The organism is Spirosoma daeguense, assembly GCF_054776875.1.
The window spans coordinates 246023-272971 of record NZ_BAAHBF010000011.1 but is presented as its reverse complement, the minus strand read 5'-3'; the positions used below and the strand labels follow the sequence as shown (position 1 = coordinate 272971).

The 26949-nt window shown below is 45.7% G+C and carries 22 protein-coding genes and 1 tRNA gene; 13 read left to right on the top strand and 10 right to left on the bottom strand.

Translation table 11 applies throughout. The features are described 5' to 3' along the window. Positions 1 to 141: 141 nt before the first annotated feature. The 5 genes from ACYVD4_RS30365 to ACYVD4_RS30345 all read left to right on the top strand — a co-directional run bounded on the left by ACYVD4_RS30365 (position 142) and on the right by ACYVD4_RS30345 (position 8751). Positions 142 to 2880: a class I SAM-dependent DNA methyltransferase gene (locus tag ACYVD4_RS30365; RefSeq protein WP_460952031.1), complete on the top strand. Its 2739-nt coding sequence runs from the start codon at positions 142 to 144 to the stop codon at positions 2878 to 2880. Next, on the top strand, positions 2877 to 4928 hold the full coding sequence (locus tag ACYVD4_RS30360) for a DEAD/DEAH box helicase (protein ID WP_460952030.1): 2052 nt from the start codon (positions 2877 to 2879) through the stop codon (positions 4926 to 4928). The genes ACYVD4_RS30365 and ACYVD4_RS30360 overlap by 4 nt, the downstream gene beginning before the upstream one ends. Continuing rightward, entirely contained in the window at positions 4921 to 6132 is a 1212-nt protein-coding gene (locus ACYVD4_RS30355; protein WP_460952028.1) for a GIY-YIG nuclease family protein, read from the top strand. The genes ACYVD4_RS30360 and ACYVD4_RS30355 overlap by 8 nt, the downstream gene beginning before the upstream one ends. 507 nt (positions 6133 to 6639) lie before the next feature. After that, the gene (locus ACYVD4_RS30350; protein WP_460952027.1) at positions 6640 to 7851 is read left to right on the top strand and encodes a tyrosine-type recombinase/integrase; all 1212 of its coding nucleotides are present in this window, start codon (positions 6640 to 6642) and stop codon (positions 7849 to 7851) included. A gap of 345 nt (positions 7852 to 8196) precedes the next feature. Then, entirely contained in the window at positions 8197 to 8751 is a 555-nt protein-coding gene (locus tag ACYVD4_RS30345; protein ID WP_460952025.1) for an RNA polymerase sigma factor, read from the top strand. Between the two features lie 116 nt (positions 8752 to 8867). Here the strand turns inward: ACYVD4_RS30345 and ACYVD4_RS30340 are convergent, their stop codons facing one another. Both ACYVD4_RS30340 and ACYVD4_RS30335 read right to left on the bottom strand, forming a co-directional pair. Beyond that, complete coding sequence (locus ACYVD4_RS30340) at positions 8868 to 9668, bottom strand: ferritin-like domain-containing protein (RefSeq protein WP_460952023.1); 801 nt, start codon at positions 9666 to 9668, stop codon at positions 8868 to 8870. Positions 9669 to 9687: 19 nt separating this feature from the next. Beyond that, the gene (locus ACYVD4_RS30335; RefSeq protein WP_460952021.1) at positions 9688 to 10440 is read right to left on the bottom strand and encodes a ferritin-like domain-containing protein; all 753 of its coding nucleotides are present in this window, start codon (positions 10438 to 10440) and stop codon (positions 9688 to 9690) included. Positions 10441 to 10676: 236 nt separating this feature from the next. Between ACYVD4_RS30335 and ACYVD4_RS30330 the strand changes: the two genes are divergently transcribed. After that, positions 10677 to 11237 (top strand): hypothetical protein, encoded by a 561-nt coding sequence (locus ACYVD4_RS30330; protein WP_460952020.1) that lies wholly within the window; start codon positions 10677 to 10679, stop codon positions 11235 to 11237. A gap of 260 nt (positions 11238 to 11497) precedes the next feature. Here the strand turns inward: ACYVD4_RS30330 and ACYVD4_RS30325 are convergent, their stop codons facing one another. Beyond that, complete coding sequence (locus ACYVD4_RS30325; protein ID WP_460952019.1) at positions 11498 to 13528, bottom strand: sensor histidine kinase; 2031 nt, start codon at positions 13526 to 13528, stop codon at positions 11498 to 11500. Positions 13529 to 14059: 531 nt separating this feature from the next. Here ACYVD4_RS30325 and ACYVD4_RS30320 point away from each other — a divergent pair. From ACYVD4_RS30320 to ACYVD4_RS30305, 4 genes are all read left to right on the top strand, one after another. Further along, entirely contained in the window at positions 14060 to 14293 is a 234-nt protein-coding gene (locus ACYVD4_RS30320; RefSeq protein ID WP_460952018.1) for a helix-turn-helix domain-containing protein, read from the top strand. 48 nt (positions 14294 to 14341) lie between these two features. Then, positions 14342 to 15253, top strand: a complete 912-nt coding sequence (locus ACYVD4_RS30315; RefSeq protein ID WP_460952016.1) for a toprim domain-containing protein — start codon at positions 14342 to 14344, stop codon at positions 15251 to 15253. Positions 15254 to 15466: 213 nt separating this feature from the next. After that, positions 15467 to 16393: an ArdC family protein gene (locus ACYVD4_RS30310; RefSeq protein WP_460952015.1), complete on the top strand. Its 927-nt coding sequence runs from the start codon at positions 15467 to 15469 to the stop codon at positions 16391 to 16393. 272 nt (positions 16394 to 16665) lie between these two features. Further along, the gene (locus tag ACYVD4_RS30305; protein ID WP_460952014.1) at positions 16666 to 16875 is read left to right on the top strand and encodes a hypothetical protein; all 210 of its coding nucleotides are present in this window, start codon (positions 16666 to 16668) and stop codon (positions 16873 to 16875) included. 65 nt (positions 16876 to 16940) lie between these two features. Here ACYVD4_RS30305 and ACYVD4_RS30300 read toward each other — a convergent pair whose 3' ends face one another. Further along, a complete protein-coding gene (locus ACYVD4_RS30300) occupies positions 16941 to 18044 on the bottom strand; it encodes a Fic family protein (protein ID WP_460952012.1) in 1104 nt (367 codons plus the stop codon). A gap of 225 nt (positions 18045 to 18269) precedes the next feature. On the opposite strand from ACYVD4_RS30300, the gene ACYVD4_RS30295 reads away from it, so the two are divergent. Further along, the gene (locus ACYVD4_RS30295) at positions 18270 to 18728 is read left to right on the top strand and encodes a hypothetical protein (protein ID WP_460952010.1); all 459 of its coding nucleotides are present in this window, start codon (positions 18270 to 18272) and stop codon (positions 18726 to 18728) included. Positions 18729 to 18738: 10 nt separating this feature from the next. On the opposite strand, the gene ACYVD4_RS30290 is transcribed toward ACYVD4_RS30295, so the two are convergent. The 5 genes from ACYVD4_RS30290 to ACYVD4_RS30270 all read right to left on the bottom strand — a co-directional run bounded on the left by ACYVD4_RS30290 (position 18739) and on the right by ACYVD4_RS30270 (position 24605). Next, positions 18739 to 19125: a hypothetical protein gene (locus ACYVD4_RS30290; RefSeq protein WP_460952009.1), complete on the bottom strand. Its 387-nt coding sequence runs from the start codon at positions 19123 to 19125 to the stop codon at positions 18739 to 18741. Next, positions 19109 to 21859: a MobF family relaxase gene (gene mobF, locus ACYVD4_RS30285; protein ID WP_460952007.1), complete on the bottom strand. Its 2751-nt coding sequence runs from the start codon at positions 21857 to 21859 to the stop codon at positions 19109 to 19111. Before mobF ends, ACYVD4_RS30290 begins: the two co-directional genes overlap by 17 nt. A gap of 158 nt (positions 21860 to 22017) precedes the next feature. Next, the gene (locus ACYVD4_RS30280; RefSeq protein ID WP_460952006.1) at positions 22018 to 22785 is read right to left on the bottom strand and encodes a hypothetical protein; all 768 of its coding nucleotides are present in this window, start codon (positions 22783 to 22785) and stop codon (positions 22018 to 22020) included. 18 nt (positions 22786 to 22803) lie between these two features. Beyond that, complete coding sequence (locus tag ACYVD4_RS30275; protein ID WP_460952004.1) at positions 22804 to 24321, bottom strand: type IV secretory system conjugative DNA transfer family protein; 1518 nt, start codon at positions 24319 to 24321, stop codon at positions 22804 to 22806. Positions 24322 to 24425: 104 nt separating this feature from the next. Beyond that, positions 24426 to 24605 (bottom strand): hypothetical protein, encoded by a 180-nt coding sequence (locus ACYVD4_RS30270; protein ID WP_460952002.1) that lies wholly within the window; start codon positions 24603 to 24605, stop codon positions 24426 to 24428. A 236-nt stretch (positions 24606 to 24841) separates the two neighbouring features. Here ACYVD4_RS30270 and ACYVD4_RS30265 point away from each other — a divergent pair, with 236 nt between their 5' ends. Together ACYVD4_RS30265 and ACYVD4_RS30260 are read left to right on the top strand one after the other, a co-directional pair. After that, positions 24842 to 25135 carry a hypothetical protein gene (locus tag ACYVD4_RS30265; protein WP_460952000.1) on the top strand — a complete coding sequence of 98 codons (294 nt, stop codon included), beginning with the start codon at positions 24842 to 24844 and terminating at the stop codon, positions 25133 to 25135. Between the two features lie 126 nt (positions 25136 to 25261). Further along, positions 25262 to 26404 (top strand): hypothetical protein, encoded by a 1143-nt coding sequence (locus ACYVD4_RS30260; protein WP_460951999.1) that lies wholly within the window; start codon positions 25262 to 25264, stop codon positions 26402 to 26404. A 350-nt stretch (positions 26405 to 26754) separates the two neighbouring features. Here ACYVD4_RS30260 and ACYVD4_RS30255 read toward each other — a convergent pair. Next, positions 26755 to 26830: transfer RNA gene (locus ACYVD4_RS30255), tRNA-Phe, on the bottom strand. Between the last annotated feature and the right edge of the window lie 119 nt (positions 26831 to 26949).

The window sequence follows — 26949 nt, the reverse complement described above, 5'->3', positions numbered from 1 at the left end:
CTTGAAAAGTAATTGTTATAATTTGCCTTGTTCCTACTTGAAGCAGGGCTTTTATATGATTAATTATCTTGCTAAAAAATTGAGTTGGAGTGACATTTTGATGTAATTAATATATATACATAATTTCTATAGAGTAACAGAATGAATGCAGTTGAGATTGAAGAAGCCGTTTCATTATTAGCAGAGCAGCCTTTCGCTCCTGCTGAATTTCCATATTCATTTCTAGAAGCTTTTGGAAACAAGTCCACAACGATCAAACGTCTGCAAACGGGGAATAATAATAAATCAGATATTACTGGGGGTGTCCTCCAGCATAATAATATTCATATAGCAGTTTGTGGCAAAGGCACAGTTACAAATACATTAACAAAGCTGCGACAAAGCCCTGCAACGGCAAGGGCTAAGGCCAAGTTCATACTAGCCACTGACGGTGTAGATTTTCAGGCTGAAGACATAAACAGCGGAGAGACAATTGTCTGCAACTATTCAGACTTCCATGACCATTTTGGATTTTTCCTGCCCCTTGCGGGCATCAGTACCGTCAAGCAAATTCGAGAGAGTGCCTTTGATATTAAGGCAACGGGTCGTCTAAACAAACTTTATATAGAGCTTTTACGCCATAATCCAGACTGGGCGAAACCTCAACGCCGTCATGATATGAATCATTTTCTGGCGCGTTTGATCTTCTGCTTCTTTGCTGAGGATACAGATATATTCCTGTCAGATTGTCTATTCACGTCAACTGTACAGAAAATGAGTGGGGGTGATGCCTCCGATGTGCATGAGATCATCAGCGAGATCTTTCGTGCAATGGATACCAAGCCGGAGGAACGCGCTGAAAAAAGAATAAAGAATTGGGCAAATAAATTTCCGTACGTCAACGGAGAATTATTTTCGGGATCAACCGAAACCCCCAGATTTACAAAGATAGCTCGCTCATATTTGCTGCATGTGGGCAACTTGGACTGGAAGCGGATAAACCCGGATATCTTCGGCTCTATGATTCAATCTGTTGCCGATGAAGACGAACGCAGCGAACTGGGAATGCACTATACGTCTGTTCCCAACATCCTGAAGGTGTTGAATCCCCTATTTCTTGATGACATTCGAGCTCAATTGGAGGAAGCGGAAGATAATAGTCGAAAGCTTTTGAACCTGCGCAAACGGCTATCACGTATTCGCGTGTTTGATCCGGCTTGTGGATCTGGGAACTTCTTGGTGATTGCCTACAAGCAATTGCGGGAAATCGAGTATGAGATAAATAAACGACGCGGTGAAGTCGACCGACCCACTGACATACCGCTAACCAATTTCAGAGGTATAGAGCTACGAGATTTTTCGGCTGAGATAGCGAGGTTGGCACTCATCATAGCCGAATTTCAATGCGACGTTCTTTATCGAGGACAAAAACAAGCTGTAGCTGAATTTCTACCGCTGAATGCTGAGAACTGGATTACTTGTGGCAATGCACTTCGTATTGAGTGGTTATCAGTTTGTCCTTCAACGAGTAAGGGTGTTAAATATTTTGGAAATGACCTGTTCAGCACTCCAGTTGACCAGGCAGAAATTGATTTCGAGAACGAAGGAGGAGAAACATATATATGTGGTAATCCACCATATCAAGGAAGCGTGAATCAAACAAAAGAGCAGAAAGAGGATATGGCACGTATCTTCTCTGGCTATCTAAGTACATATAAAGATTTGGATTACGTAACGAACTGGCTAGTACGGGCAGCAGAATACTCTAACTCTACTAAAGCCGCCTCAGCATTCGTTACAACTAATTCGATATGCCAAGGTGAACAAGTCGCTATGCTCTGGCCAATTCTCTTCAGCAAAGGCCAAAAGATTTCATTTGCACATACTTCTTTTTTATGGAGGAATAACGCAGCGCATAACGCGGGCGTTACTTGTATTGTCATTGGTCTTCGCGCTGACTTGAGTGGAAACGCAATGCTCTATGACGAAGAAGTTTCTCGCTCTGTCACAAGTATCGGGCCATATTTAACACCAAACTCAAACACAATTGTAAAAAAATCAAGCGTTCAAATATCAGGTTTACCTAGAATGGATTACGGTAACAAGCCAACAGACGGAGGTTATTTAATCATGACTCCGCAAGAAAAGGCTCAATTCATATCTAAATATCCATCATCTCAATTATTTATAAAATCATACATAGGTTCTGCTGAATTCATCAATGGAAAAGAACGCTTCTGCTTTTGGATCGAGAATGCAGATTTATCTAAAGCAAGGGCAATTGATGAAATTCGAGTGCGCCTTGAAAGCGTGAGAAGACTTCGTGTAGAAAGCAGAGGAACTCAAGCTAACGCAAATGCTAAAACGCCTCATCGTTTTGTATTTGCGCCACATCAAAAGGGTCGCGCCATAATTGTGCCAAGGGTTTCTTCTGAGAGAAGACCTTATCTTCCAACAGGATTATTAGACGATACAACGGTCATTTCTGATAGTGCGGCAGTAATTTATAAATCAGATACTTGGCTTATTGCGCTATTAGCAAGTCGCCTCCATCTCGTATGGATTGCCACGGTCTGCGGGAAGTTAAAAACTGATTTCCGCTATTCCAACACCCTTGGTTGGAACACGTTTCCTGTGCCCACTTTGACAGCAAAAAATAAGGAAGATCTGAATACATGCGCCGAAGAGATTTTGATCGCACGGGAAAGACATTTCCCCGCTACTATTGCCGATCTTTATGATCCAGAGAAAATGCCAGAAGATCTTCGTCGTGCCCATGATCGCAACGATGAAGTACTGGAGCGCATTTATATAGGTAGGCGCTTTAAAAACGATACCGAACGCTTGGAAAAACTCTTCGATCTCTATACGAAAATGACCACTAAAGGAAAAACTGTATGACCGACAGTAAAGCCATACCATCCGTTACCGTAAACTATAAACGTACTGGTAGCTCGACCACATCAAATGAACTAGGCATGCGCGCCATGCAGGAGCGTGCCTATGAAAAGCGCGGGGAGCAGTATCTTTTGATCAAATCGCCTCCTGCGTCCGGAAAGAGCCGGGCATTGATGTTTATCGCCCTTGATAAGCTAAATAATCAGGGGATCAAACAAGCGATCATCACCGTGCCAGAAAAATCTATCGGTTCAAGTTTTGCCGATGAGCCTCTGACCAAGTTTGGATATTACTATAACTGGTATGTAAAACCCAAATGGAATCTGTGTAATGCACCTGGTGAAGATGGTAGCAAGGTTAATTCGGTCAAATCGTTCCTTGAAAGTGAAGATCAGGTGCTAGTTTGCACTCACTCAACCTTCCGTTTTGCCGTGGAACGTTTAGGAATTGACGTTTTTGACAACCGGCTGATCGCAATTGATGAATTCCACCATGTCAGTGCAGATGAGGAGAGTGTTCTTGGTTCACAACTCAAGCAACTGGTTGCACGCGATAAAATACATATTGTGGCTATGACCGGCTCTTATTTTCGGGGGGATGCAAACCCCGTCTTGGTGCCAGAAGATGAGGCTAAGTTCGATACGGTTACTTATACGTACTACGAGCAACTTAATGGCTATGAGTACCTCAAGACACTCAATATTGGCTATTACTTTTATAGCGGAGCCTATGCAGATGAGATATTGAGCGTGCTTAATCCTAGTGAAAAAACGATCATCCACATACCGAACGTTAATTCCCGCGAGAGTATGGGTGATAAAATCAAGGAAGTTGAACATATCATCGAAGCGTTGGGCGACTGGCAGGGTGTTGATCCAGAAACAGGCTTTCATTTGGTTAAGACAACGGAAGGCAAAATTTTGCGAATTGCTGATCTGGTAGATGATGATGCAGCGAAACGCAATAAAGTGTCTGCTTCACTGAAACGGCCAGAGGCTAAAATGAACCGCCACTATGTCGATATCATTATCGCACTGGGCATGGCTAAGGAAGGCTTCGATTGGATATGGTGCGAGCATGCCTTAACCATTGGCTATCGCTCCAGCTTGACTGAAATTGTACAGATTATTGGCCGGGCTACACGGGACGCCCCTAACAAAACCCAGACACGCTTTACAAACCTGATTGCTGAACCGGATGCTTCGGAAGAAGCCGTGACAGATGCTGTCAATGATACGCTTAAAGCCATCTCTGCCAGCTTGTTGATGGAGCAAGTCTTAACACCAAGATTTAATTTTACACCGAAGAATCCACAAAGTGGACCGGTTGAGGGGTTTGATTACGGTGAAGGAGGCTACAATCCGGATAAAGAAAATGTTGGATTTAACGAAGAAAACGGCCAGTATCAAATTGAAATCAAGGGACTTTCCACGCCGAAAAGCCAGGACGCCAAGCGTATTTGCAGAGAAGATCTCAATGAAGTGATTGCGGCTTTTGTTCAAGATAAGCCAACCCTGGAACGCGGTCTGTTCGACGAAGAGCTGGTGCCGCAAGAGCTGACCCAGGCCCGGATGGGAAAGATCATAAAGGATAGGTATCCGGAACTGGATGAAGAGGATGTGGAAGCCGTGCGGCAGCATGCTATTGCGGCATTAAACTTAACGCAAAAGGCCAAGGAAATTATTAATAATGATCCAGAATTAAGCGGTCGCGGCAACACCGCCTTGATTGACGGCGTCCGAAAATTCGCAATGGATGTACGCGAACTGGATGTTGACTGGATTGATAGTATTAATCCATTTAGCGAAGCTTATGCTATTCTATCAAAGGCCATGACGGAGCAAAGCCTGAAGGCAATGGCGGAAGTTATTTCCGGAAAAAAACCGAATATGTCTTTAGAGGAAGCGCGGGAACTTGCCAAACGGGCTTTGAAATTCAAGAAAGAGCGGGGCAGGTTACCAGATATTAAGTCTACTGACCCGTGGGAACAACGCATGGCACAAGGTGTTGCATTTCTGGCTCGTATGAAAGCAGCAGAACAAAATGGCTAAGAATTCGAAACTGACAGACGAAGATGAAGAGCTTTTGGCCGAACTCGGTATTGAGGTTGAGGTCAAGAAAGCTAGTGTGTTTACGGCTCGTGAAGAGCGAATTATTGCGGGTTTTGAAGAAATCCAAAAATTTGTCGAGGATCAAGGTCGTTTACCCGAACATGGCGAGGGAAGAGACATTTTTGAGAGGCTATATGCCGTTAGGCTGGATCAAATTCGAAAACAAGAAGACTGCAAAAAGCTTCTTCAAGACTTTGATCATCAAAACCTTCTGGATGGAAGTTATAAACCGGCAACGGACGTACTGGATGATATAGATGATGCTGAATTGCTGGCACAACTCGGAGTAGAGGAACATGAAGAGAATTCTATTACGAATCTAAAACATGTAAAAACGCGTGCTGAAAAGAAGGCAGCAGAGGAAATTGCCAACCGGACGCCCTGTGAAGATTTTGAAGACTTCAAAGGTCTATTTGAAGCAGTGAAGAAAGATTTAGATACTGGATTTAGAAAATCGATACGTTTCAGAAAAGATGCTGGATTTACTAAAACAACTCTTAAAAAAGGACAATTCCTTATCATAGGCGGGCAGATTTCATACATAGCCGAAGTCGGAGAAACCATTAAAGCGCCCAATGGTGAAGACGATGCCCGTTTAAGAGTCATTTATGCCAACAGGACAGAAAGTAACATTCTGCTGAGGTCGCTAATACGCGCTATGTATAAAGATGAGACAAGTAGATTCATAAGTGATCCCACCTTGGGGCCCTTATTCTCAGGCGAGAATAGCGAAAATGATCTTGAAAGCGGAACGATATACATCCTACGTAGCCTTTCCGACCATCCAACCGTTAAAGAAAACAGGGATGTTGTCCTTAAAATCGGGGTGACGGGTGGGAATGTCAAAAAACGTATAACCAATGCTAAGAATGATCCAACGTTTCTTATGGCTGATGTAGAGGTTGTTGCGACTTATAAACTCGCCAATATCAACCGGACAATGCTAGAAAACCTTATTCATAGGTTCCTAAGCTCGGCAAAGCTGGAAATTCAAATAAAAGATCGTTTTGGAAAAACGGTTAAAGCACGGGAGTGGTTTTTAGTTCCTTTATTTATCATTGATGAGATGGTAGATTTGATTAAAGAAGGTAGCATCGGCGATTATTACTATGATATTGAGTTGGCCAAAATACAAAAATATTAGGCTGTTATTTTTCAGTTATTGCAGGCTAGCATGTAAGGATATATCAAAGCGGCATAGAGCCTCGAGCAAGTTTTTTTACTGATTAAGCTCTGTTAGATAATCGCCCAAAATGAAAGTAGAACTCCATTTTTTTATTGAAACTTCAGTTAACATTAGATAGGATTCTTATAGGTTAGAGTATTAAGTTCTCGTAATGGGGGACTAAGCGGGGGCCTAAGATTACAATTCGTTATTGAGAAGTCATGCAATTTCATGGGATTGCGAGAAAAAAATGAGTTCTGCTCGAGGAGCCAAAACTCTCTTTTACCACTATTATTTGTTCTTAATAACCTTGAAAAAAACAGGTTTTTCAAGGGCTTTGTCGTATTCTCACATTTACCAGCTCATATCGTTATTACTCCGCATTTATCTGCTTTGGGGGACTATTGGGGGACTTTTTCTTCATTTCCATATTTTTAGTCCCCCAACTTATTACCGTAAATCTTAAATTACAGAGAGGATGAAGACATGCCTTTATCAGACATGCAGTGCCGAACGGCAAAGCCTACTGACAAGGTCTATAAGTTGTCAGATAGCGAAGGGCTGTACCTTGAGGTACACCCATCTGGCCGACGTTACTGGAAGTTAAAATATCGATTGCATGGTAAAGAGAAACGCATTTCGATTGGCATTTATCCTCAAGTGTCTCTTCTAATAGCGAGGCAGGAAAAGGAGCGAATTAAACGCGAACTTCGAAATGGCTTAGATCCACTCTTGGTTAAGATCGAGAAAAAACAAACAGCTGCTTTTGAAAGCGCCCAGACTTTCGAACTGATCGCTCGTGAGTGGTACGGCAAGGGACTGGAAAGTTGGAACCCCCGTTACGCCCAAACCGTTCTTCACCGGCTCGAAAAATATACTTTCTGCGAAATAGGGCGCTTTCCAATGAATGCCCTCAAGCCACTCATCATTCTCTCCTGTTTACAAAAGATCGAAAAAACAGCTCCTGAGATGGCCCGGCGTGTCAAGCAGCTGATTAGCCATGTCTGTCGCTATGCGATCGTGACGGGCCGATCAGAAATAGATCCAACTATTGGCCTGGAAACAGCGCTCAAGAAGTACAAGAAGGGCCATTTTGCATCTATTGATATAGATGAACTCCCAAAGTTTCTGATTGCTTTACACGATCATAAGGCTCGGTTGTATCGACAAACCTATCTCGCCATTCGATTGATGTTTCTCACCTTCGTACGAACAGGAGAATTGATCGAAGCGCAATGGTCAGAAGTTGATTTTGATAAAGGGTTGTGGACCGTTCCCGCAGAGCGGATGAAAATGCGCAGTCCTCATCTTGTTCCCCTTTCAAAACAAGCGTTAGCCATACTTCTTGAGTTGAAAGATTTGAATGGTCACCGCGAACATATCTTTCCAAGTCTGCCTAGACCGCGAAAACCTATGAGTAAAGGGACTATTCTTGTAGCCTTAAAACGGATGGGCTATAGCAATCGCATGACCGGGCATGGTTTTAGAGCGTTGGCCCTTGGCATTTTGAAAGAGAAACTGGAATTCAGTCATGATGTCGCAGATCGGCAATTAGCCCATGTTCCGAAGAATAGTACAGATCGGGCTTACGACCGTGCTAGATTTTTACCTCAACGCAATGTGATGATGCAGAGGTATGCGGATTATCTCGACATGGTTTATATTCAAGAACTGGCCAAAAGAAATCCTTCGTTATAACACTACAATCGTTCAATGTTATAATTCAATTTTTTCCAATCTCACATAAAGGAGCTTTTAGTAGGAGATATAGTTTAAATAGTGCCTGATTTTCAAAAGTTTCAAAGGAGAGTTCAATGTGTTCTGTTATTTCTTACATACCACAGAGACACTATTTAGATCAAAATACAATTGATACCTTTTAATATATATCCGCTGCTATTAACCTTAGACGCATAACCATTTTTTAAAACGTAAGTTATTACCCCTACGCAATGCAATAAGGACTCAACGTTATGAATAAAATATATAACTATCTATTGCGTAGCAACTTATTAAAAAAAACATACCATTTTTTTCTAGCACATGGGTACTCACTACCAAAAAGACGATCAACTTAGCTACAGTTTTCAACATCAAAAAACAGAAACATTCTCCCAAGTCTATAATACCTATGCTCAACCTGTTTACCGCTTGCTGGTTCGCTGGGTTAAAGACGAGACAGTAGCGCAAGATTTGTTACAAGATACCTTTTTAAAAGTCTGGACTAAAAGTGATTCATATAACCCCCAGCTCGGCAGTCTTTTCACTTGGATTGTGACTATCGCCAAACGGTTGACACTTGACGAGTTAAAGAATAAGCAAATCCATTCATTGGCGCATCAATACATATATGACCAAGCGACAGCAAATGCAGTCCAAGGTATTTTAGAAGGAAAGGCTGAAACATTTCCCTTGACACATTTCCACGCTAAATATCGAGAAATCATTGAGCTGATCTATTTTAAATCGTATACACATCAGGAGGTAGCGGACCAACTCGGTTTACCACTCGGCACCGTTAAAACCAGGTATCGATTAGTGATGCAACAATTGAAAAAGCACTATAGTAACGATATATATCAGTTCTACTGTTCGTAAAGCATAACTTCACGTATGCCAAAGAAAAAACCGGCTCAAATGGGCCGGTTTTTCTAGAATTCCAATTTTGAGTCTATGGCCAGTTTGTTACTCTACTGGTCATGTATATGCTACTGTTACCCAACTATAAATGGACCTGCAATAGCCAGCACTTGTTCTTTGGTCAGGGGTTCATCGAAGGCTTCGGTTACCCGATCCATGCTGATACCCATACCTGACACTAAAGTAGATACATTGACGCCACCCTGCATGACGTTTTCTTCACCAGCGTAAATAGCCGCAGGTAATCCACCTGCGCCTGCAGCGGTGATATACGCTTTCTGGCCAACTCCATTGATCTGAGCCCGCAGATAACGGATGCGAGCGGCATGGCGCGCTTCGACCGAATGAATCTGCAAAGCCGTTGTTAGCACGGCAGGAAATGGAATTAGACGGCCTGCCTGACCTTTGTAAGCCCGAACACCGGTATCTTCAAAAGCTTGAGCAACCGCGTAATTCGTCGCTACGTCCGAGAAGACCGTTGGGAACGCTCCTTTGGCAGTAAAGTCAAAGGTTGGTTTGGCAACAGCCGCACTACCTAAAGCGGATTTCAGTAAGGCAACGTGTGCATTCTCATGTTTGGCAATTTGCTGATAGTAGGGCAGTGCAGCCGTCGGAATGATACCTGAACTGATACTCCGATTGTAGAATTCGGCTTCCAGGTATTCCAGCGTTAAGGCAAAGTTGAGGACCTCAACGACAACGTTGCTCTGAGCATAGGTTTTATTAACCACCGCAGCAAACGCCATTGGTGCTACACCAGCCGCAGCTTTTTTGAGAAAATTACCGAATACATGGCGGCGGGAAACGTGCTCCAAACGCTCATACACATCAGCATCCACTTGCTCAATTTCATTCAAAATATTTTGTAAATTCATGATTGTTAGCGTTTAGAAGTTATACTTTACGAGCAGCCATCATGCCGTTGACGGTTTCTTTGATGTAAGGCGCTACTAATTGCAGCACCTCGCCCGGTACACGAATTTCTTCCAGACCTGATTGGGGGAAGATCACATCATCACCGGCGAACGTAGTACCTTGTGGTTCGATTAACGTGGCGATCAGCGATGCGTGACGCGCTTCGACAGAGACGATTTTTCCCGCTAGTAACAGATAGTCAGCGTTCATAATATATTGTCCGGCTCCATTATAAGCCGATACACCCACGTTTTCATACAACCGAGCCACCGCCAACACGTTCGCCCGGCTGCTGAAATTGATGCTGCTAAAGTCAGGCGTTAAACCAGGAATAGCGGCTTTGCCTAGCGCTGCTTTGAAAAACTCGCGGTGGACGATTTCATGGTCACGAATTTCGGTCAGGATCATTCGTTCGGCATCGGTCATACCTGAATAGGGCGTAGCAATAACCTGGGTATAATAGGCCGCTTCCAATTGCTCCAGCGCATAGGCATAGTTTAGTACCCCAATATCGTTAACACCCACGTCACCAAGATCGACCGTATTAAAGCCAGCACGAGCTGAGCCGGGAGTAGAGGGATCTAATATTTGATTTTGACAGGCACTTAGTGCAACACCAGCCGCAGCAGTAGCCCCGATGTATCGCAAAAACAGTCGACGTCCTAAGGCCGCTGACTCCTTACCGGACAGGCCCATTAGCGCCTTGGTCTGGTCATTGGGTTGACTTTCCATTAGTGAGTATTTGAAATTAGTGAATCCATCTCCGGAAATCGAAGCAGAGTTCCACACATACGCAGGGGAACTTGAATTGGATTTATTAAAAAAAATAGTATATAAAAAAAAGTGTATTTATAACAATTTGGACATTTGGATACATATCTAACTTGGTAGTAAGGTGTTTAGCGAGAAATCCATCCATGAATGATAAGCGTAGGTTTACTAGAGTCAATTAAAATTTACACTCGACAATGAAAACAGTAATTCATCTTTTCGACCGTTTCGATCGGCTGGATACCGCCATCAATGGCTGGTTAGTCGCTCATAGTATCTCCTTACTGCGAATCTCTTTAGGGCTGGTTTTTCTGGGATTCGGGATATTAAAGTTTTTTCCAGGCATCAGCCCGATTGAGGATTTGGCAACCCGGACTACCACCATCCTTACCCTTGGTATGCTAAGAGGACACGGCGCGATGGATTTCGTGGCTGGCCTAGAGTGTATTATAGGAATTTGCTTTGTTTCTGGTCGCTTCCTTCGGGTGGGTGTATGGCTAATGGCGGCTCAAATGATTGGGGCTATGTCTCCACTTCTCATCTTTCCAGGAGAGCTTTTTTCTGGACCGCACCATGCCCCCACGCTAGCTGCTCAGTACATTATTAAAGATATTATTTTGGTGGCAGCCGGGATGATTGTGGCCTCGACTTGGACGGGAGCACGAATTGTAGCTAGATCTCAAAGTTTACGCAGTAGCTTAAGTAGGCGAGTGCCTAGGGTGCACCGTAGTTTAAACTCCTTAAAATCGACTCTGTAGTGAATGGAGCAGCTACATACAGCTAGATCCTGAGAGAAGACGGTATAACCTGGTGAATTGCACGTACGAGTGTAAAGTACGGTGTCAGTAGACACCCCAATTATGCAGCAGAGACATGAATGCTTTTCGTCTCACGAAGGAGGGTTTACTAATGTTAGACCTATTACTTGACCAGATAAATGCTACTTAGCTTTCTATAAAGCAAAAGGTAGCAAGTCTAGTAACGGACTGCGATGGTCTTTCAGATTGAGTACGTACACTTAGGCGGGCAGATACACGCAGAAAGTGGCACCTTGGCCTAACTTACTGCTGGCCGTGATACCACCGCCGTGATTCTCCATCACCCGTTGGCAGATGGCCAGGCCAACCCCTGTTCCCGGAAACTCGTCCTTGCTATGCAGACGCTGAAATACCTGGAAAATTCGATCCAGATACTTAGTGTCAAAGCCGATACCTTGATCGCTCACGCTAATCTGGTGGTAGAAAGGAGCCGATCGGTTGGGACGTACTTCAGGGGGCAATTCCCCTAACTGCCGATGGGAGTAAGTCACCCGTACTTGGGGGTATTGCTTGTCAGGTGTAAACTTGAGCGCATTGCTCAGCAGATTCTGAAACAACTGACTCAACTGCGAATCATCTCCATTTACAATGGGTAGCTCATCGACCTCAATCCGGGCCTGGCGCTCATCGATTTCCAGCGAGAGCGTCTCCAGCACACCGGTCACCACCGCGTCGAGTGAAATTGGGCCAAAGCGTTGCTGACGGGTAGCGATGCGGGAGTAACTCAACAGGTCCCGAATCAGGGTGGACATCAGAGCTCCGGACTTATTGATGCGCTCCAGGTAATCGGTCGCCGTAGCATCGAGCCCCTCGCCCAGGTACTGGCTAAGCAACGTGCTGAACGACTGAATTTTGCGCAGGGGCTCCTGCAAATCATGGCTGGCCACGTAGGCAAACTGCTGAAGGTTGTCGTTGGATCGGTGCAGATCCTGGTTGAGTAGTTCTAATTCATGCGTACGCGTGAGTACCCGTTCTTCCAGCTCCTGGGTGAGCTGCCGATAGCGGGCTTCGCTTTGGCGAAGCGCTTCTGCCGACTGGCGAAATTCAGTAACATCGGTGTTGATGGCCACGGCCGCCACCACCTGACCATTGACCAGGACCGGCGAGGCTGCGCAGCGTACGACCCGGTCCTGGCCGCTCAATCGGTGCCGCACCAACACGTCCTGCACCACGTGCTGTCCGGCTAATGCTCGTGCAAATGCCTGCTGCTCTACTGGAATAAAAGCCCCCGTTAGCCAGTCGCGCGTTTGTATTTCTTCGGCTAACGCACCAATATTTCGGTTGAGGTCTTCGAGTGTGTTGTAGCCAAGCTGATCCAGGGCGGCCTGGTTAGCCAGCGTTATGCCTTCCAGCCCACCGATGTAAATACCATCGGTTAAGCTTTCCAAAACCGCCCGTAGCCGCCCTTCACTTTGGCGTAGGGATCTTTCGGCTTGCTTGCGATCGTCAATGTCAACGCTCATCCCAACCCATTTGGTGATCTGACCGGTTTTGGGATCCCGATAGGGCTCACCAATATTGAGAAACCAACGATAGTCCCCCGAGGCTGACCGGTTCCGCTGTTCGATGGCAAAGCCCTTACTTTGCTGGACAGCCTGCTGAAAAGTAGCCATCAGCCGGGGAGCATCGTCGGGATGCAGACTGTCGTTAGTCACTTGCCCGACTGTGGTAGGTTCGAAGGCAATTCCACTGTAGTTAACCCACCATTTGTTCATAAATTCGACATTACCCGCCGAATCGGTCACCCAGATGGCCTGGGGCAAGGCATCGGCCAACAGGCGGAACCGTTGCTCGCTTTCCTGAAGCGCCTGCTGGGCTTCCATTTGCCCAGTAACTTCCTGGGCTACGCCAGCGAAGCGGTAAACCTGACCGTCCGGGTGGAAATAGCTTTTGCCGATAAAGCGGACCCAACGTAACTGGTGGTCATCGGCCCCGACTGTACGGTAGGTGACATCATACTGCCCGCCTGATTGAGGATTCAAGGCCCATTGAACGGCGCTGTCCACCCGGCTTACATCCTCGGGATGGATAAAGGCGATGGCGTCCTGGTAGGGAAGCTGACTGCCTTTGGCCAAGCCAAACAGGCGCTGGCAGCGCTCGTCCCAGTTGACCAGGTGGGTGTGAGGGTCGAGTTCCCAGACGCCCAAGCCGGCAGCTTCCAGGGCAAAGTCAACGTCAAGCTGCTGGTTAAGGTCGTTTGTGGAAGGTAGCGGCTGCTGATGATCAGGCATAAAAGGGCTTTTACGCGTTAAACAACCCAATACCGAACTAAGTTTAGGGTTGTCTTTATCATTTCTTTTGCGCCAGTCTTTTCACCTCAGCCCAGTCAATTAATCGCTATATAAGGCTCGATTTGTCTCGGGCTTATTGTCATCTACAGTTTTTCTTGGAGCGAAATGTTTCCACAAAACGCCCAGTTCCTGTTATAGCATTCAGATACATTGAACGTCACTATTGTAATTATCCACTATTCTCAAATTGCTACCTCATTAATCAACGGATCTTTTTTTGATTAGCATTAAATTTTGAAGACGGTTGCCGTTCATGAGTAATAGGTTTTTTCTCTATCAGTCGGAATATCAAAAGCTATGAATCGATAACTGTTCAACTCACGGTTTCAAAAAGTACGTTTCGATATTATTATTTATTAATAGGACCAACTTCCTATTGATTTTCCTATATCCATACGATACTATGATTATATTCCTAAAAAGGAATCGCCTAATGACAAGAGCTCATTCTTGCTCAAGGAGGAGTTTCGTATGCTGAAGAATAACGATCACTTACTAGACCGAAAAACCGCAGCCAGATATTTAGGTCTCTCTCCCGGAACTCTAGCCGTTTGGGATTGCACAAAAAGACACAATCTGAATCCGATCAAAATTGGGCGTGCGGTTCGCTACCGTAAATCCGACCTTGACCAGTTTATTGAACAGCAACTCTGGTCAACACGTCACAAGGCAAGCACAACTCCGCCATTAAAGACGCACCGTTAAAAACGGACTCTATCGCTTCACAATCAGCCCATAGCATAGGAGGCGCCCGTGAATATTGATCAGGCGAAACAAATACCTATTGCCGAAATTCTGGCTCAACTCAATATCCATCCGCGTAAAAGTAATGGTGACAAGCAGCTTTATCTGTCTCCAATTCGGAAGGAAAAGACACCTAGCTTTTGGAGCTACCTGCGGACAAACCGTTGGTATGACTATGGCATTGGGCAGGGTGGTGATCCCGTCGATCTTGTTTGCGCTTATCTGAAATACCACAAAGAAGACTATACCGTCACCGATGCGTTGCGGTGGCTGAGCCATATAATCGGAGGGCATTACAAATTTGCACCATTTCCAGTTGAACCATACATTGAGGCTAACGATAGCAGCCTAGCCCTCAAAAGTGCTAAAATCATCCAGCATAAGGCACTGATCAATTATCTCCACAAGCGCGGCATTCCGCTAGCGCTCGCCAATCACCATCTCAAGGAAATCCATGTTCGAAACAAACGCACGCATAAGAGTTTTTTCGCGCTTGGACTCAGTAATGAAGAAGGTGGCTATGAACTGCGCAATCCTTTTTTCAAAGGCACACTAGGAACCAAAGCGATTTCGTTCATTCGCGGTCGTGAACTTAAACCGGACAGCATCCATATATTTGAAGGTTTCATGGATTACCTCTCTGCCATTACGCAACTGGCAGGCAAAGGCTTCAAAGGGGATACGATTATTCTAAATTCGCTAAGCTGTCTCAAACAAATCCAGCCTTACATTCAAGGCTATGGTTACCGCACGGCCTATACCTGGCTTGATAATGATACAGCCGGTAAAGATGGCACTCAGGCGCTGTTTGATTTTCTCAGAACACAGGCTGACCTGACGCACAAATGCATGAACCGTATTTATTTCCCGCATAAGGATGTCAATGCTTGGCACATGCACACGCTTAATCTGACTTTGTGACGCAATTCATTCAAGCCGGTTAGTTCTAACCCCATCGGCCAGGGATTGAATGGAAGATGTACCCGACAGCGCGTCTTCACCAACCACAATTTTCGCCTGCGTTTCACGCATTCCCCGCCCCACCAAAATTCTGGCCGCGCGACATTCGCTGGTTCAGCCGCTGGCCTGCCGGGTTTTGCCATCCCCATAACCCTAACCGACGGAGTATGGACTATGACCAAGCCAATCAAACGAAAAACCAAGCCGATCAATGAGGCAACCGAACCGCAAGTTGATATTTACACGCGGGTAACGAACCAGATTCTGGCCGACCTCGAACGTGGCGATCTAACCTGGCGCAAACCCTGGAATTCTGACCATCTAGCCGGACAGGTGATGCGTCCGCTCCGCTGGAACGCTATTCCATACACCGGCATCAACACACTCCTGCTGTGGAGTGCAGCCGCCGAGAAAGGATACACTTCATCCTATTGGATGACCTATAATCAAGCTTCCGAGCTAAAGGCAAACGTCTGCAAAGGTGAAAAGGGTACCCAGATCGTCTACGCTGACAAATTCACGAAAGAAGAGGAAACGCCCGAAGGCGACACGAAGACCAGTCAAATTCCTTTTCTCAAAAGCTACACCGTTTTCAATGCGAATCAGATTGATGGACTGGCCGATAAATTTTACCAAGCACCTCAACCGATGGTTGCCAATCTTCATCAGCGCGATGAGGCTTTAGAACGTTTCTTTGCCCAGACCAAGGCTGATATCCATACCGGCTATAAAGCCAGCTACACCCAGGCGACCGATCGCATTCAGATGCCGCCCTTTGAAAGCTTCGAGACGGCGGCCAGCTATTACGCTATTCTGGCTCATGAGTTGACTCACTGGACCAAGCATCCAATTCGCTTAGGTCGGGATCTGGGCCGCAAGGTTTACGGTGATGAAGGCTACGCGAAAGAAGAACTGGTGGCTGAACTGGGAGCCTGTTTCCTGGCCGCTGAATTAGGCTTCGAGCCGATGCCTGAAGCACAACATGCGGCTTACATTCAATCCTGGCTACAAGTCCTGAAAGACGACAAACGCTTCATCTTTTCGGCAGCTTCTCACGCTCAAAAAGCCGTCGAATACGTCCAGGCCTTGCAATGCCCATAGAGGAGCCCACCTCAAAAAACAGGATCAGCTTTCGGCTGGAAAGTTGGGGAACCTCATCAAGATATGACTTTATTGGCTGGTTGAATGCTGATGTCAGTGTAGGGCAACTGGCGGTGAGGACGCTTATCCCTCCTTTTTACTTCATAAAAAGGCTCTGACGACTTCGGTCAACAATAAAGGCTGCGCATCGATTTTTGACCTTCGGGGAGCGGCTCACCGGCAGATTGCCCTGTGGTCGCTTCCATCATCAACCAGCAAACAAAGGAGATTTAATGATGACTACCTCAACTGAAACCAATACCAAAGCGCCCACTCATACCGCTTATGTGGTCAAACCTAATAACAGCCATGAAAAGTCTGACTGGTACAAAGTCGGAGCGGCTTGGGAGCATGGTGATAGCAGCGGCTTTAATCTGATCCTGAATATTCTTGGTCAGGATATTATGGTCACGGTTCGAAAAAACAAACCGAAAACTAATTAAATTTTCAGCCGGGCAGATACACGCTGCCCGGCATGTTTATAAGATTAGATCAGCCCAGATAATTCTCATCCGATGTGAGCGAGCAAATAACTTGTGCTTCGTCCACCTGACTCATCTTTAACCAGAACCCCTTGTTCCATCAAATTCTGAATGTCTCTTAACGCTGTATCCTGTGAACATTTAGCGATCTTTGCCCACTTAGACGATGTCAGCTTACCGTCAAATCCATCGAGAAGTTTATTGAGCATCAAGCGTTGACGTTCACTAATCGTTTTCGTACCCAACCATTCCCAATAATGGGCTTTCTTTAGCACACCGGCTAGTATTTCATCCGTAGCTGATAAAGCCCGATCCAGACAGCCAAGAAACCATTCCAACCAGTTTGTGATGTCGAGGTCACCGCGTTGCGTCTTTTCCAAAGCATCATAATACGCATTTCGCTCTTTGCGGATTTGCGCTGACATGCTGTAAAAACGCTGCGTGCTCCCATCAGCGCGGGCTAACTGCATATCAGCAATCGTCCGGGCGATACGGCCATTGCCATCATCGAAAGGATGGATGGTAACGAACCACAAATGCGCGATCCCCGCTTTGATCACCGGATCAAGTGCTACATCACTGTTGAACCAGTGAAGAAACGCTTGCATTTCATGATCCAACCTATTGGCATCCGGTGCTTGAAAATGCACCCGTTCTTTGCCTAAAGGGCCAGAGACGACTTGCATCGGCCCAGCATTCCCGTTGCGCCAATCGCCGACCGTAATCTTGAACATGCCGCTACGCCCGGTTGGGAAGAGGGCGGCATGCCAGCCAAACAAGCGATCCTTCGTCAGTTTCTTGTCGTACTGTTGTGTCGCATCCAACAACATTTCCACAACGCCATCGACATCCCGGTCAACAGGTACGAGCCCAAATGTCTCGATGCCTAAACGCTTAGCTATGGACGAGCGAACATGGTCCTGATCCAGAATTTCGCCTTCAATTTCACTGGTTTTGATAACCTCTAGTGTCAGTGTTTGCAGCATGGCTTCTGCACGCAGTGAGAAGCCGAGACCCGCCATTTGTCCAATTAAGCGACCTTGTTTATGGCGCAGATGAGCTAGCGGGGTAATTAATCGATCGTAATCCCAGTCAAAACGCGGCCACTTACTATATTGATAAATGTACATTTTATTCTCCGCAATATATGCGTCGAATATAGCAGCTATTCGCCGCACTGTCAAGTACAATCACCGCATATCATGCGGTGATTAAGGGCCTCATTCTCCGCATTGACCCGATTTATTCGCGAAAAGGTATTAAATGGCTAGTAACATAGCTTGAAAGCGAGCGATTTAGATTGACATAAGGAATAATGGTCCGTATATCTATGCCTGAATGAAAGGACGATTATCATGGCTTATCAATTTACCATACAAACATCGTTGGGATTAAGCCTTGTTCACGATTCACGAGAAACGCTAATTAACTATGCGCCAAAAGCCCCGCCTTTATTCACACTTCATTGGATCGACCCAAAAAATAATGATGCTATTGAAGACATGCATCGCCCTGTAAAGAGCCGAAAGGATCTTGTATTGAACATCCAGGTTAATGAACCGGAGCGGGTCCAGCCACTTAGAGTTCGAGACGATACAGGAATGGAAGATACGACTGGCCTGGCTTTTAAAGATAGTTTTGAAATCGCTTTAAATTTGATGCGCTATGATCCTGAGAGACATTGTATGCGATGGGCGATTAAAGAGGTCTGTGAAGTAACCAATATTTTGGCAAATCGCGGTTTTAGGAACGCTTGTAATGAGATTAAGCAGGAGAAAAAGGCGGTAGCAAAAACGGAGCCCAAGCTAGCTTAAGCTTTCGATGTTAGCGCTGTTCCGAGACGGCTATATCTGTAATGATCGTCGAATGCTCTGTTTCAATCGCATACCGCTCATCTGACGCTTTGATAATACGCGGCAGATGATCCAGCAGCTCCATGAACATTGTATCCAGACCATATCCCTGCAACAGAACATCGTGTGACGAGAAGTTCAGACGGATGATATTCTTTTCACTCCCTGGATCAAACTCCGCTTCGATCAAATACGCATAGTTAAGAAACACTTTACGGCCATCGGGCCAGACAAGACACAGATTGCGGGCATAGCCTGGCGCATGATAATCGCCGTTTAACTCAACAGACAACGTGTTGTCGGTGGCGGGGTTATTTTCCCGCATCTGGTCAAAGCGCAGTTTAAAGCCTTGGTTCATAGTCACGGTCTTTTACACGCGGTGCTTTAGACATCACTTTGTCTTTATCTGCTTTTACAGGCGTCCGGTTTAAATCATCGCGAATGTGGTGCTGAATATGTTCACGTGTCTGATCTCGTTTAGCGACCAACTCAAGCGCAGATTGTCTGTCGCCCAATCGCTTCGCGTAATTCAGCAGTTCTTCTTTATCGTCAGTATAGATCCTGGCTCGGTCGCGCCCTCGTGAGACAGACACATAAAACTGTTTCGCATCGGTGCCGGGGAAGGTGGCGGCTGGTTGCCACAGCAAGACCTCATCGACGGTTTTACCCTGGGAGGCATGCGAGGTTACGCAATAGCTATGCGCGATGTGCCCAAAATCCTGTTTGAGTGCGTATTGCACTTTGCTGATTTCATTACGCAGCACGATTGGGCCGTTTTTGCTTACTTTGACCACATCCAGCATCTGGCCGTTATTTAGCCGGTTTCCATTCACATCGAAGCCGTTCCGGGTGATCCGTATTTTATCCCCTTTGGCAAGCGCGATCTCACTTTGCCGTAGCACATCAAAATGATTGGCTTTATCGAGGGGCAGGCGCATGGTCTGCTCGTGTTCGTCGATCACTTCAACGCCATCTTTTGTACTGCTTTTCACCTGCCAAAGACTTCCACGCTTGAATCCGGGTACATTCTGATTGAATTGGATCTTGTGACCGGGCTTAAAATTGCGCCAGTCGGCCCGCTCAGCCGTTGTCAGATTGACGTTTATATAACGTTGGGCCTGAATTTCTCTTTGCCCCACCAATCCCTTTTCTTTCAGTTTTGTTCGAATGCTGTTTGTAATGGCGTCGCTTTGCTCATGGGTTGGTGAAACCACCAAAGCCGTTTTACCGCTTTTTGTTATATCTGCATAGGCTTGAACAAGGCCTTGATGCGGCTTTAGGGGATCAACGTTTTCGATGAAACCAATATCATTCAATCGGCCAAATCCGGATGCTATATTGCCCATAGCTAAATCTTCGACAGCCGCGCGGTAATCAGCATCCCGTTGGCGATAAATCTTATTGACCTCGGCTGTTTTAATACCGGCTACGGTATTTAATATACGCAGTGCGTCACCCCGGACAACGGCGCTATGTTGACGCGTATCGCCACCTAAGATCAGGCGGGCGTTTTGTTTGTTAGCCAGATCGAGAAGTGCTGTCATATCCGCATTTCCCAACAGCCCAGCTTCATCGACCCAGAGAACTTGACCTTGTAGGGCATCCTGCCGTTTGGGATCGCTCAGCAGTAACGAGACGGTCTCAGCCTTGTCGAACCCTTCGTCCCGTAATACGCCCCGCGACGCTTGAGCGGTAGGGGCCACGACCGTCACGGTTTTTCCCGCATTTTCTATCCGTCCAATGGCCTCCTTCATTAAGGTCGTTTTGCCCGAGCCTGCCGCCCCCCGTATAATAGATACCCGATTGGTCGTTGTTAGGACATGCGTGATCGCATCCGCCTGTTGTCCCTCTAAATCCAACTTCGGCGCTTGGGCATATAATGGCTTGAGCTTGCCCATACCGTGCCGTGCTAGATTCACCATGTTCTGTTCTTCGCGCAGGACCGCTTTGGTCGTCGTCATCCGGCGGCCAGCGTCCGTGACATGGATCAATCGCTCATCCCCCTCAAACGTGTTAGTAATCGCATCCAGCGATACATTTCGGTGTCCAATGCTGTATCGGTAGCCTTCAGCCAGTAATCGTCGATCCTGGGCTACCGATGCCCGTTCAAAGCCATGCTCAACGGCATGATCAATACAGCGTTGCGGTGAGGGAGACTCCTTGTCCAGTACGGGTGCATAGCGTAGGATTTGTTTTCCGTCCTGATCGGACATCTTACCAAGCTCACTGATCTGCCGTTTCCAGTCGGCTTTCAGTTCAGCCATGCTCAACCCTTTTTGCTTTTTGGCGCGGGTTCGTGCGCCCAATGCGCCCAACTCATCAGGGTTGGTTATTCCTTTATCCTGAGCAACGCGCCCAATCTCATCTGTGCGCTTCGAAAACAAATCAATCACGTTTTGTGGGACGCCTGCTATCTCAAATGATTTATCGGTTCGCTGAACTTGATAGCCTAGATCAATTAGGTTGTCTGATAAGCGCTTGTGGAAGCGGCTTTGGTAAAATGGCATATCGCGCTTGATGTCTCGAAACTGCACAGCCTTGATCTGTTGCTCTTCGGAATCCCAGGTTGCATTCATGACAAAGCAATGTATATGCAGATGCGGATCTGGTGTATGGCCTTCCACAGGCCTCGCGGTCAGATGAGTAAAGTCGGCCCAGAGCAGTTCGCTCGTTTGACGCTCATCGACGATGCCGTGTTTGCGCACACGAGTCTTTGCATCGTGTTCGATGTCCAGCATGGTTTGCCGAACGGCGTCCTGAAAGGCGTCTTGAATATGATTGTCCGGCGAAAGAGCCTGGATGATGCTGACACTTTTCGGACAGTGAAAGTTGATGTCGTAGCCTACCGTTCGGTCATGCTTGGTAATGGGCGTTAAAGCCTCGCCGGTCGCGGGATTGATGTTTTCGCATAAGTCGAAAAACACCTCCTTAGTAACCGGACCGGTGAGGCCCATACGCTCGGCTAGTTTCCCTTGCAAACGCCCGCTGATCTCCTGGCCTTGACCAGAGAGGTAGTAATCGGACCTAACCAGGCTTTCGGAAAAATAAGCCTTGGCGTGTCCACTCGATTGGGATTGGACCATGCGGATCATGAGCGTCAGTGTACATGGGTTGGCTCACATCGACGGGGAAATTGCGCGTTGCTTAGACACAGTGCATCACGGATAATCTAGACAGGGCTGTGCACCGGAAGGTGTCTGGCCGTGTATTGATTTTTCCATCAGACGTCTTCTCGGAGCACAGCTCTGAATTACATAACTTCAACGGTTTCTTCATCCTCCATGAACATTTCGGCGACACGACGGCGGTCCTCGGGGTCCGCTGGTCGGCGGCCATAGAAGTGAAATCCTCTTGCCGTGGCGTTATCATTCTTGTCCATGAACGTGTTGACGAGCTCCTCGTTACAGATACGCTCGTCTATTTTATCCATGATATAATTATCTCCTTCGTGATAAGCCGCTCTATAACTGAACGAGTAGAAGATGCTGCTGATGACAAGAACAAATCCAATCGGCTGACCCGAGAACCATAGAATCATGCCTGAACAGAAAAAAACACCAGGCTCTAAAAGGGTTTCGATTGTGCGTCTATCGAGCCGCTTACCATTCCATTCCACATCCCAAAACCACTGATGAATTATGCCAGTAGACAGGGTAAAGCGAGCAAAATTAAAGATGCCCGGCAGGCGTTTGATCTCATCCCGCCGTTGAATGGCCATGTAAACAAATACGGCCAGATACAGGTACCAGCTTGTATACGTTACTAAAAACCGCACAGTCGTCATCTCGCCGTACAAGCGTCCTAGCCCTTTCATCATAAATAGAGGCAGCATTCCGAGTAGGGCAGCCAAGGTCATCGCTCCCGAAAAACTAAAATAACGCTCGCCCATATCCCGCCGGATCAGTGTTTCAATTAACATGCGTGGATATGAACTCAATCCCAGAAAGAAAGCCAGCAACGCTTCTTTGATGACGTTGCGACGTCGGTACATGGTCTGATAATACGTTTTCTTTTGCATGGTCTTAGAAAGTTTAGATTAGACATTGTAATCGGGTTGGTAATTCTGATTGAATGTCAACTTCATATAATTGCGGCCATTGATCAAATCGCCTTGCCGGTACAAATAGGCATCAACACGACAGTCATTCAAGGGACCGCCACAGCGTAGGCGTTGAAATTCTTCGGGTCTGACAACCCGTTCCAGTTTGAGCGAACGACCACGTGTTTGCGAAATGTTCTGAGACACCGTCATACTTTCGGACTCATCAACAAAGTAGGCATCGCCGATGAGCTTGGAAGAATAGTCATTCGTCGTTTCATCACTATTCGCATGAAAGATTTTGGATGCCAGAGTACCCAAAAACGATTTGACCTTGTGCTCAGACTTTTCACCGCCCATCGCGGCATATAGATTGTGCAGATTTTGTGTCAGATACACAGTTGCGATCCGGCTGCTTCTAGCCGTCGTTTGGGTTGCCTGATCATGTTCGTGCAAAAAAAATTGGCACTCATCGGCAAATAGGAACACAGGTCGAGAATTGCTGCGGACATCCCGCTTTTCCATGGCTCGCTGCCAACAATATTTGAATAAGATTTGACCATCTCTCCCGGATTTCTCATAAACCTTGACGGGTAGATTGATGAGAATAATACGCCCATCCAGACAGTCTTTAGGGGTTAACGTCGAAGCACCGTAGCAGAACAAGGAATACAACGGTTCGCGTAGCAATCGAAACAAAAACCCGCTGAAGGAGAAGTCTACAACCGAGCGTGTTTTGTCGCTGAGATCAATGAATGTCTCATTGAAAAAACTATCGAGTATTCTCAACAGACGTGCATCTGGCAGTGCCTCTAGAATATCCGCTTCGTATAGCGCATCGTCCGCCCAGCGTTCGTGCATATCATCTGGCTGAGATTCACGCCACTGGTCGATCTGTGCCACTACAAATCGGCGTGCAGCCATAAATGCTTTGTAGAACGGTTTGACCTCATCGTCATCCTGGCTGGTTTGCAATGCCTCCCGGTTTTTGGGAATGGACTGGACGATATCAAAGAGAGTCTGTACCGACACCTTGCCATACGCCAACCTACACAGATCAATGGAATTGGCGATCAGCATGTCCAGTGCTGTTTCCCAAAAGGCGTCGTCACTTTTGCCATTGCTTTGCTCCTGGCCTGCGCGAATGACAGTCTTAAGGACCTGTACGAGATTATCCGTGCTGGAAATACCCGATGGCGTAGCGGACTCGTATTCCAGAAAATTGAAGCGGTGTTTACCACCTGGTTCTATAACAAACAGATCGTTTTCCCGTCCTGTCAATCGACAGTACTCTTGCCAGACCTCTTTTTCATCGGGCTTTGCACAGAGGACAAGACCACCGTAGCCAGCATGTAAATATTTTAATGCGATCATACGACCCGAGCCGGAAGTTTTGCCCGATCCGATACCTCCGGTGATCAGCATGCCTTCTACACTGTGACGGATACGAAAGGCAGACCGTTGTGTGCTGGACACCAAATCCATGAGAGGGGTGTCCAGATCGAATTTTCTCATAGTCTACATGTTGTTTATTGTCCAAACAGTTGCTGCAAATGATTTTAAGAGCGGGTCAAAGTTGTTGGCTTTGACCCGCAATACGCCGTTTATCCGTGAGCATATCAATTGTGCTTGTTAGGATCATAGGGCTGATAAATATCATCCCGACCCAGCTCCTTGACATACAGTTGACCCGTATCACCCGTGAGCGTGACATACTTCTTGTCACCATCCGGGCCATTCAACGTGCCATCATTGTTACGAGTGCACCCGTTTTCGCGGGCATCTTTCTCCTCTGTCATGACATTAGATGTTTAATAATGAACCGGAAGATTACCAGAGGCTTCCCGGCTTGGCCTAATCTGAGCGCGCGAAACAGAATATCTTAAAAGCATAAAGCTTGAATTTTTGTCGAAAGTCATTTACCCGCCTGGAACAGCGAATGGATGATAAAACGCGGTACCACTTACATTTAAAACCTATTGACATTTTTACATAGAACCTGCATTCTTTGATCAGGCATTAGCAGGGAGGAATCATGTCAGACGTCACTAAAGAAAACTGGGACAGTTACGTTTCAGAAAATCTCGAATGTCCTGATCCGATAGGCTATCTTGAAGCGACGAAAGACATGGTCACCACCATGAAAAAATTTTTGGAGAATACTGAAAGTGGTGATGACCTGAAAGCCATTATGTCAAAATACCTTATGGAACGACAAGACTTTATCAACTTCGGTCATAAGTACATGGAGTCAGGGCAGTTTCTCACTCACGTAAGCCCTCAGGATCGTGCACACTATTCATTGCCGTGGAATCTTCATAAGTCATAGTTATTATTTATTATTTTATCTGTAGCAAATGTATAACGTAGTATTTAGTAACGCTTTTCATTAATATTACTTGATAATATTGGGCACAGCTTAGATCTGGCCAAAGAAAATTTATCTCCACATTACATGATTAATCTACCTTTACTAAGCCCTTTAGCGGAACGCTTATTGAGAGTTGTGCGCACAAAATTTGAAGATGAAATAAGATCAAGAGATATTCCGCTACCAGATGACGAGGATAAATTCTGGTCGGTAATAGATCCAGAGTCAGAAGAGCAATTGTTCAATGTATTGATTGGAAACGGAATAAAATGCAGTACTTTATATAAAAAATTTTATACTTTACCTAAGCATTTATTATCAGAAGAATCTGTAGAAGGAAAGAAGGTAGACTACTATGGATATGTGTTTAGAGACACTACTTTAGTTGCTTTCATGAACTTCTTAGGTTATCCGGGCTCGAACATCGTTGAGCAATTTCGCTATCTAGCTGTAATGAAGTTAGATAATGAAAAGGATAGCGAAAAAATTAAAGAATTTGAAATAGAGGTACAATTCAAAAAACTTTGGGGTAATGTGCTGAGTCAAATGCGACGTACACGCCCCCCGGTCAGGGAAGACATTGAAGATCTTATAAATAGCAAGGCTGATCTTCTACGAAAAACATATGCGCCCTTGCTATGTAACACTGATTGGTGGCTATATTTTTACGGATATGATAAGCTTGACCTAAAAAAGAATAGAGATTCATGGCCTCTAATCAAATTATTGTTCAGGTTTGGTGAGGTAGAGGAAGACGAAATAGTTGTCACAATAGAAAATACCGATAATCCCGAGCACTACGATTACAGAGGTTCTACTGATTTCAGAAGTTCTCAATATGAACTGCTAGTGTTCAATTTTACAACCGATCCTCATTTTACAAGACAACTTAATATGAAGATACATGTTGGGATCGGGGAAGGCACATTATTTCTAGGGCAATATCTTAATTATGAGAATGATGGCAATATTATTAGCGGTACGTTAGTTCTTGGGTCTGCTGCATCAGTTCCCTTATCTCAGCGCAAGCCTAAAGTCCATTGGATTCCCAAACTAACTTCTGATGTAAGATATACAAAAGCACACGATGGGGTTAATGAATCGATTCTACAATATCTAAACGATAAGGATAAAAATTTCAGGCGCACTCCATTGCGCGCAGGTCATAGTCTTCAAGGTTTACAGGACTGGCTAGATGCTCGTTATGAATCCGAAAAAAGTAAATGATAAGAAGTTAACTGCCTTAGTTAGGCTCGCATTAGAATAGTATTCAAACTGATACATTCCTTTGTTTTTCTGAAATCATAAATGTCAAAAGGGCTATTTGTTTAGTATGAGCACTAGCGTATCTTTGCGTAGAATAGTATGCAAGCATACTATTTTTTTAGAGCCTAAACGAAGAAGGCTATTTTGCCGTTATCCATTATGAAGCTTCAAGGTTTATTTATCACCATCTTATCGATGAGCCTTGATCGTGCCGGATTGTTCCAATTTGTGACAAAAAAGACAGATGTTGTACCTATGTTGTACCAAGAAAAAAGGCAGTCACAACTTTTAGCTGTAACTGCCTCATATTCTGGTGGTGATGGACGGAATCGAACCGCCGACACAAGGATTTTCAGTCCTTTGCTCTACCAACTGAGCTACATCACCGCAACGGCGAACCGTTTAAAACGTGGGTGCAAAAGTACGGCTTTTACACTTCTGTGCAAGACATTCCGCAGTTTTTTTTTACAAAAAGTTAAAATTTCAATCTACAGTATTGATTTTCA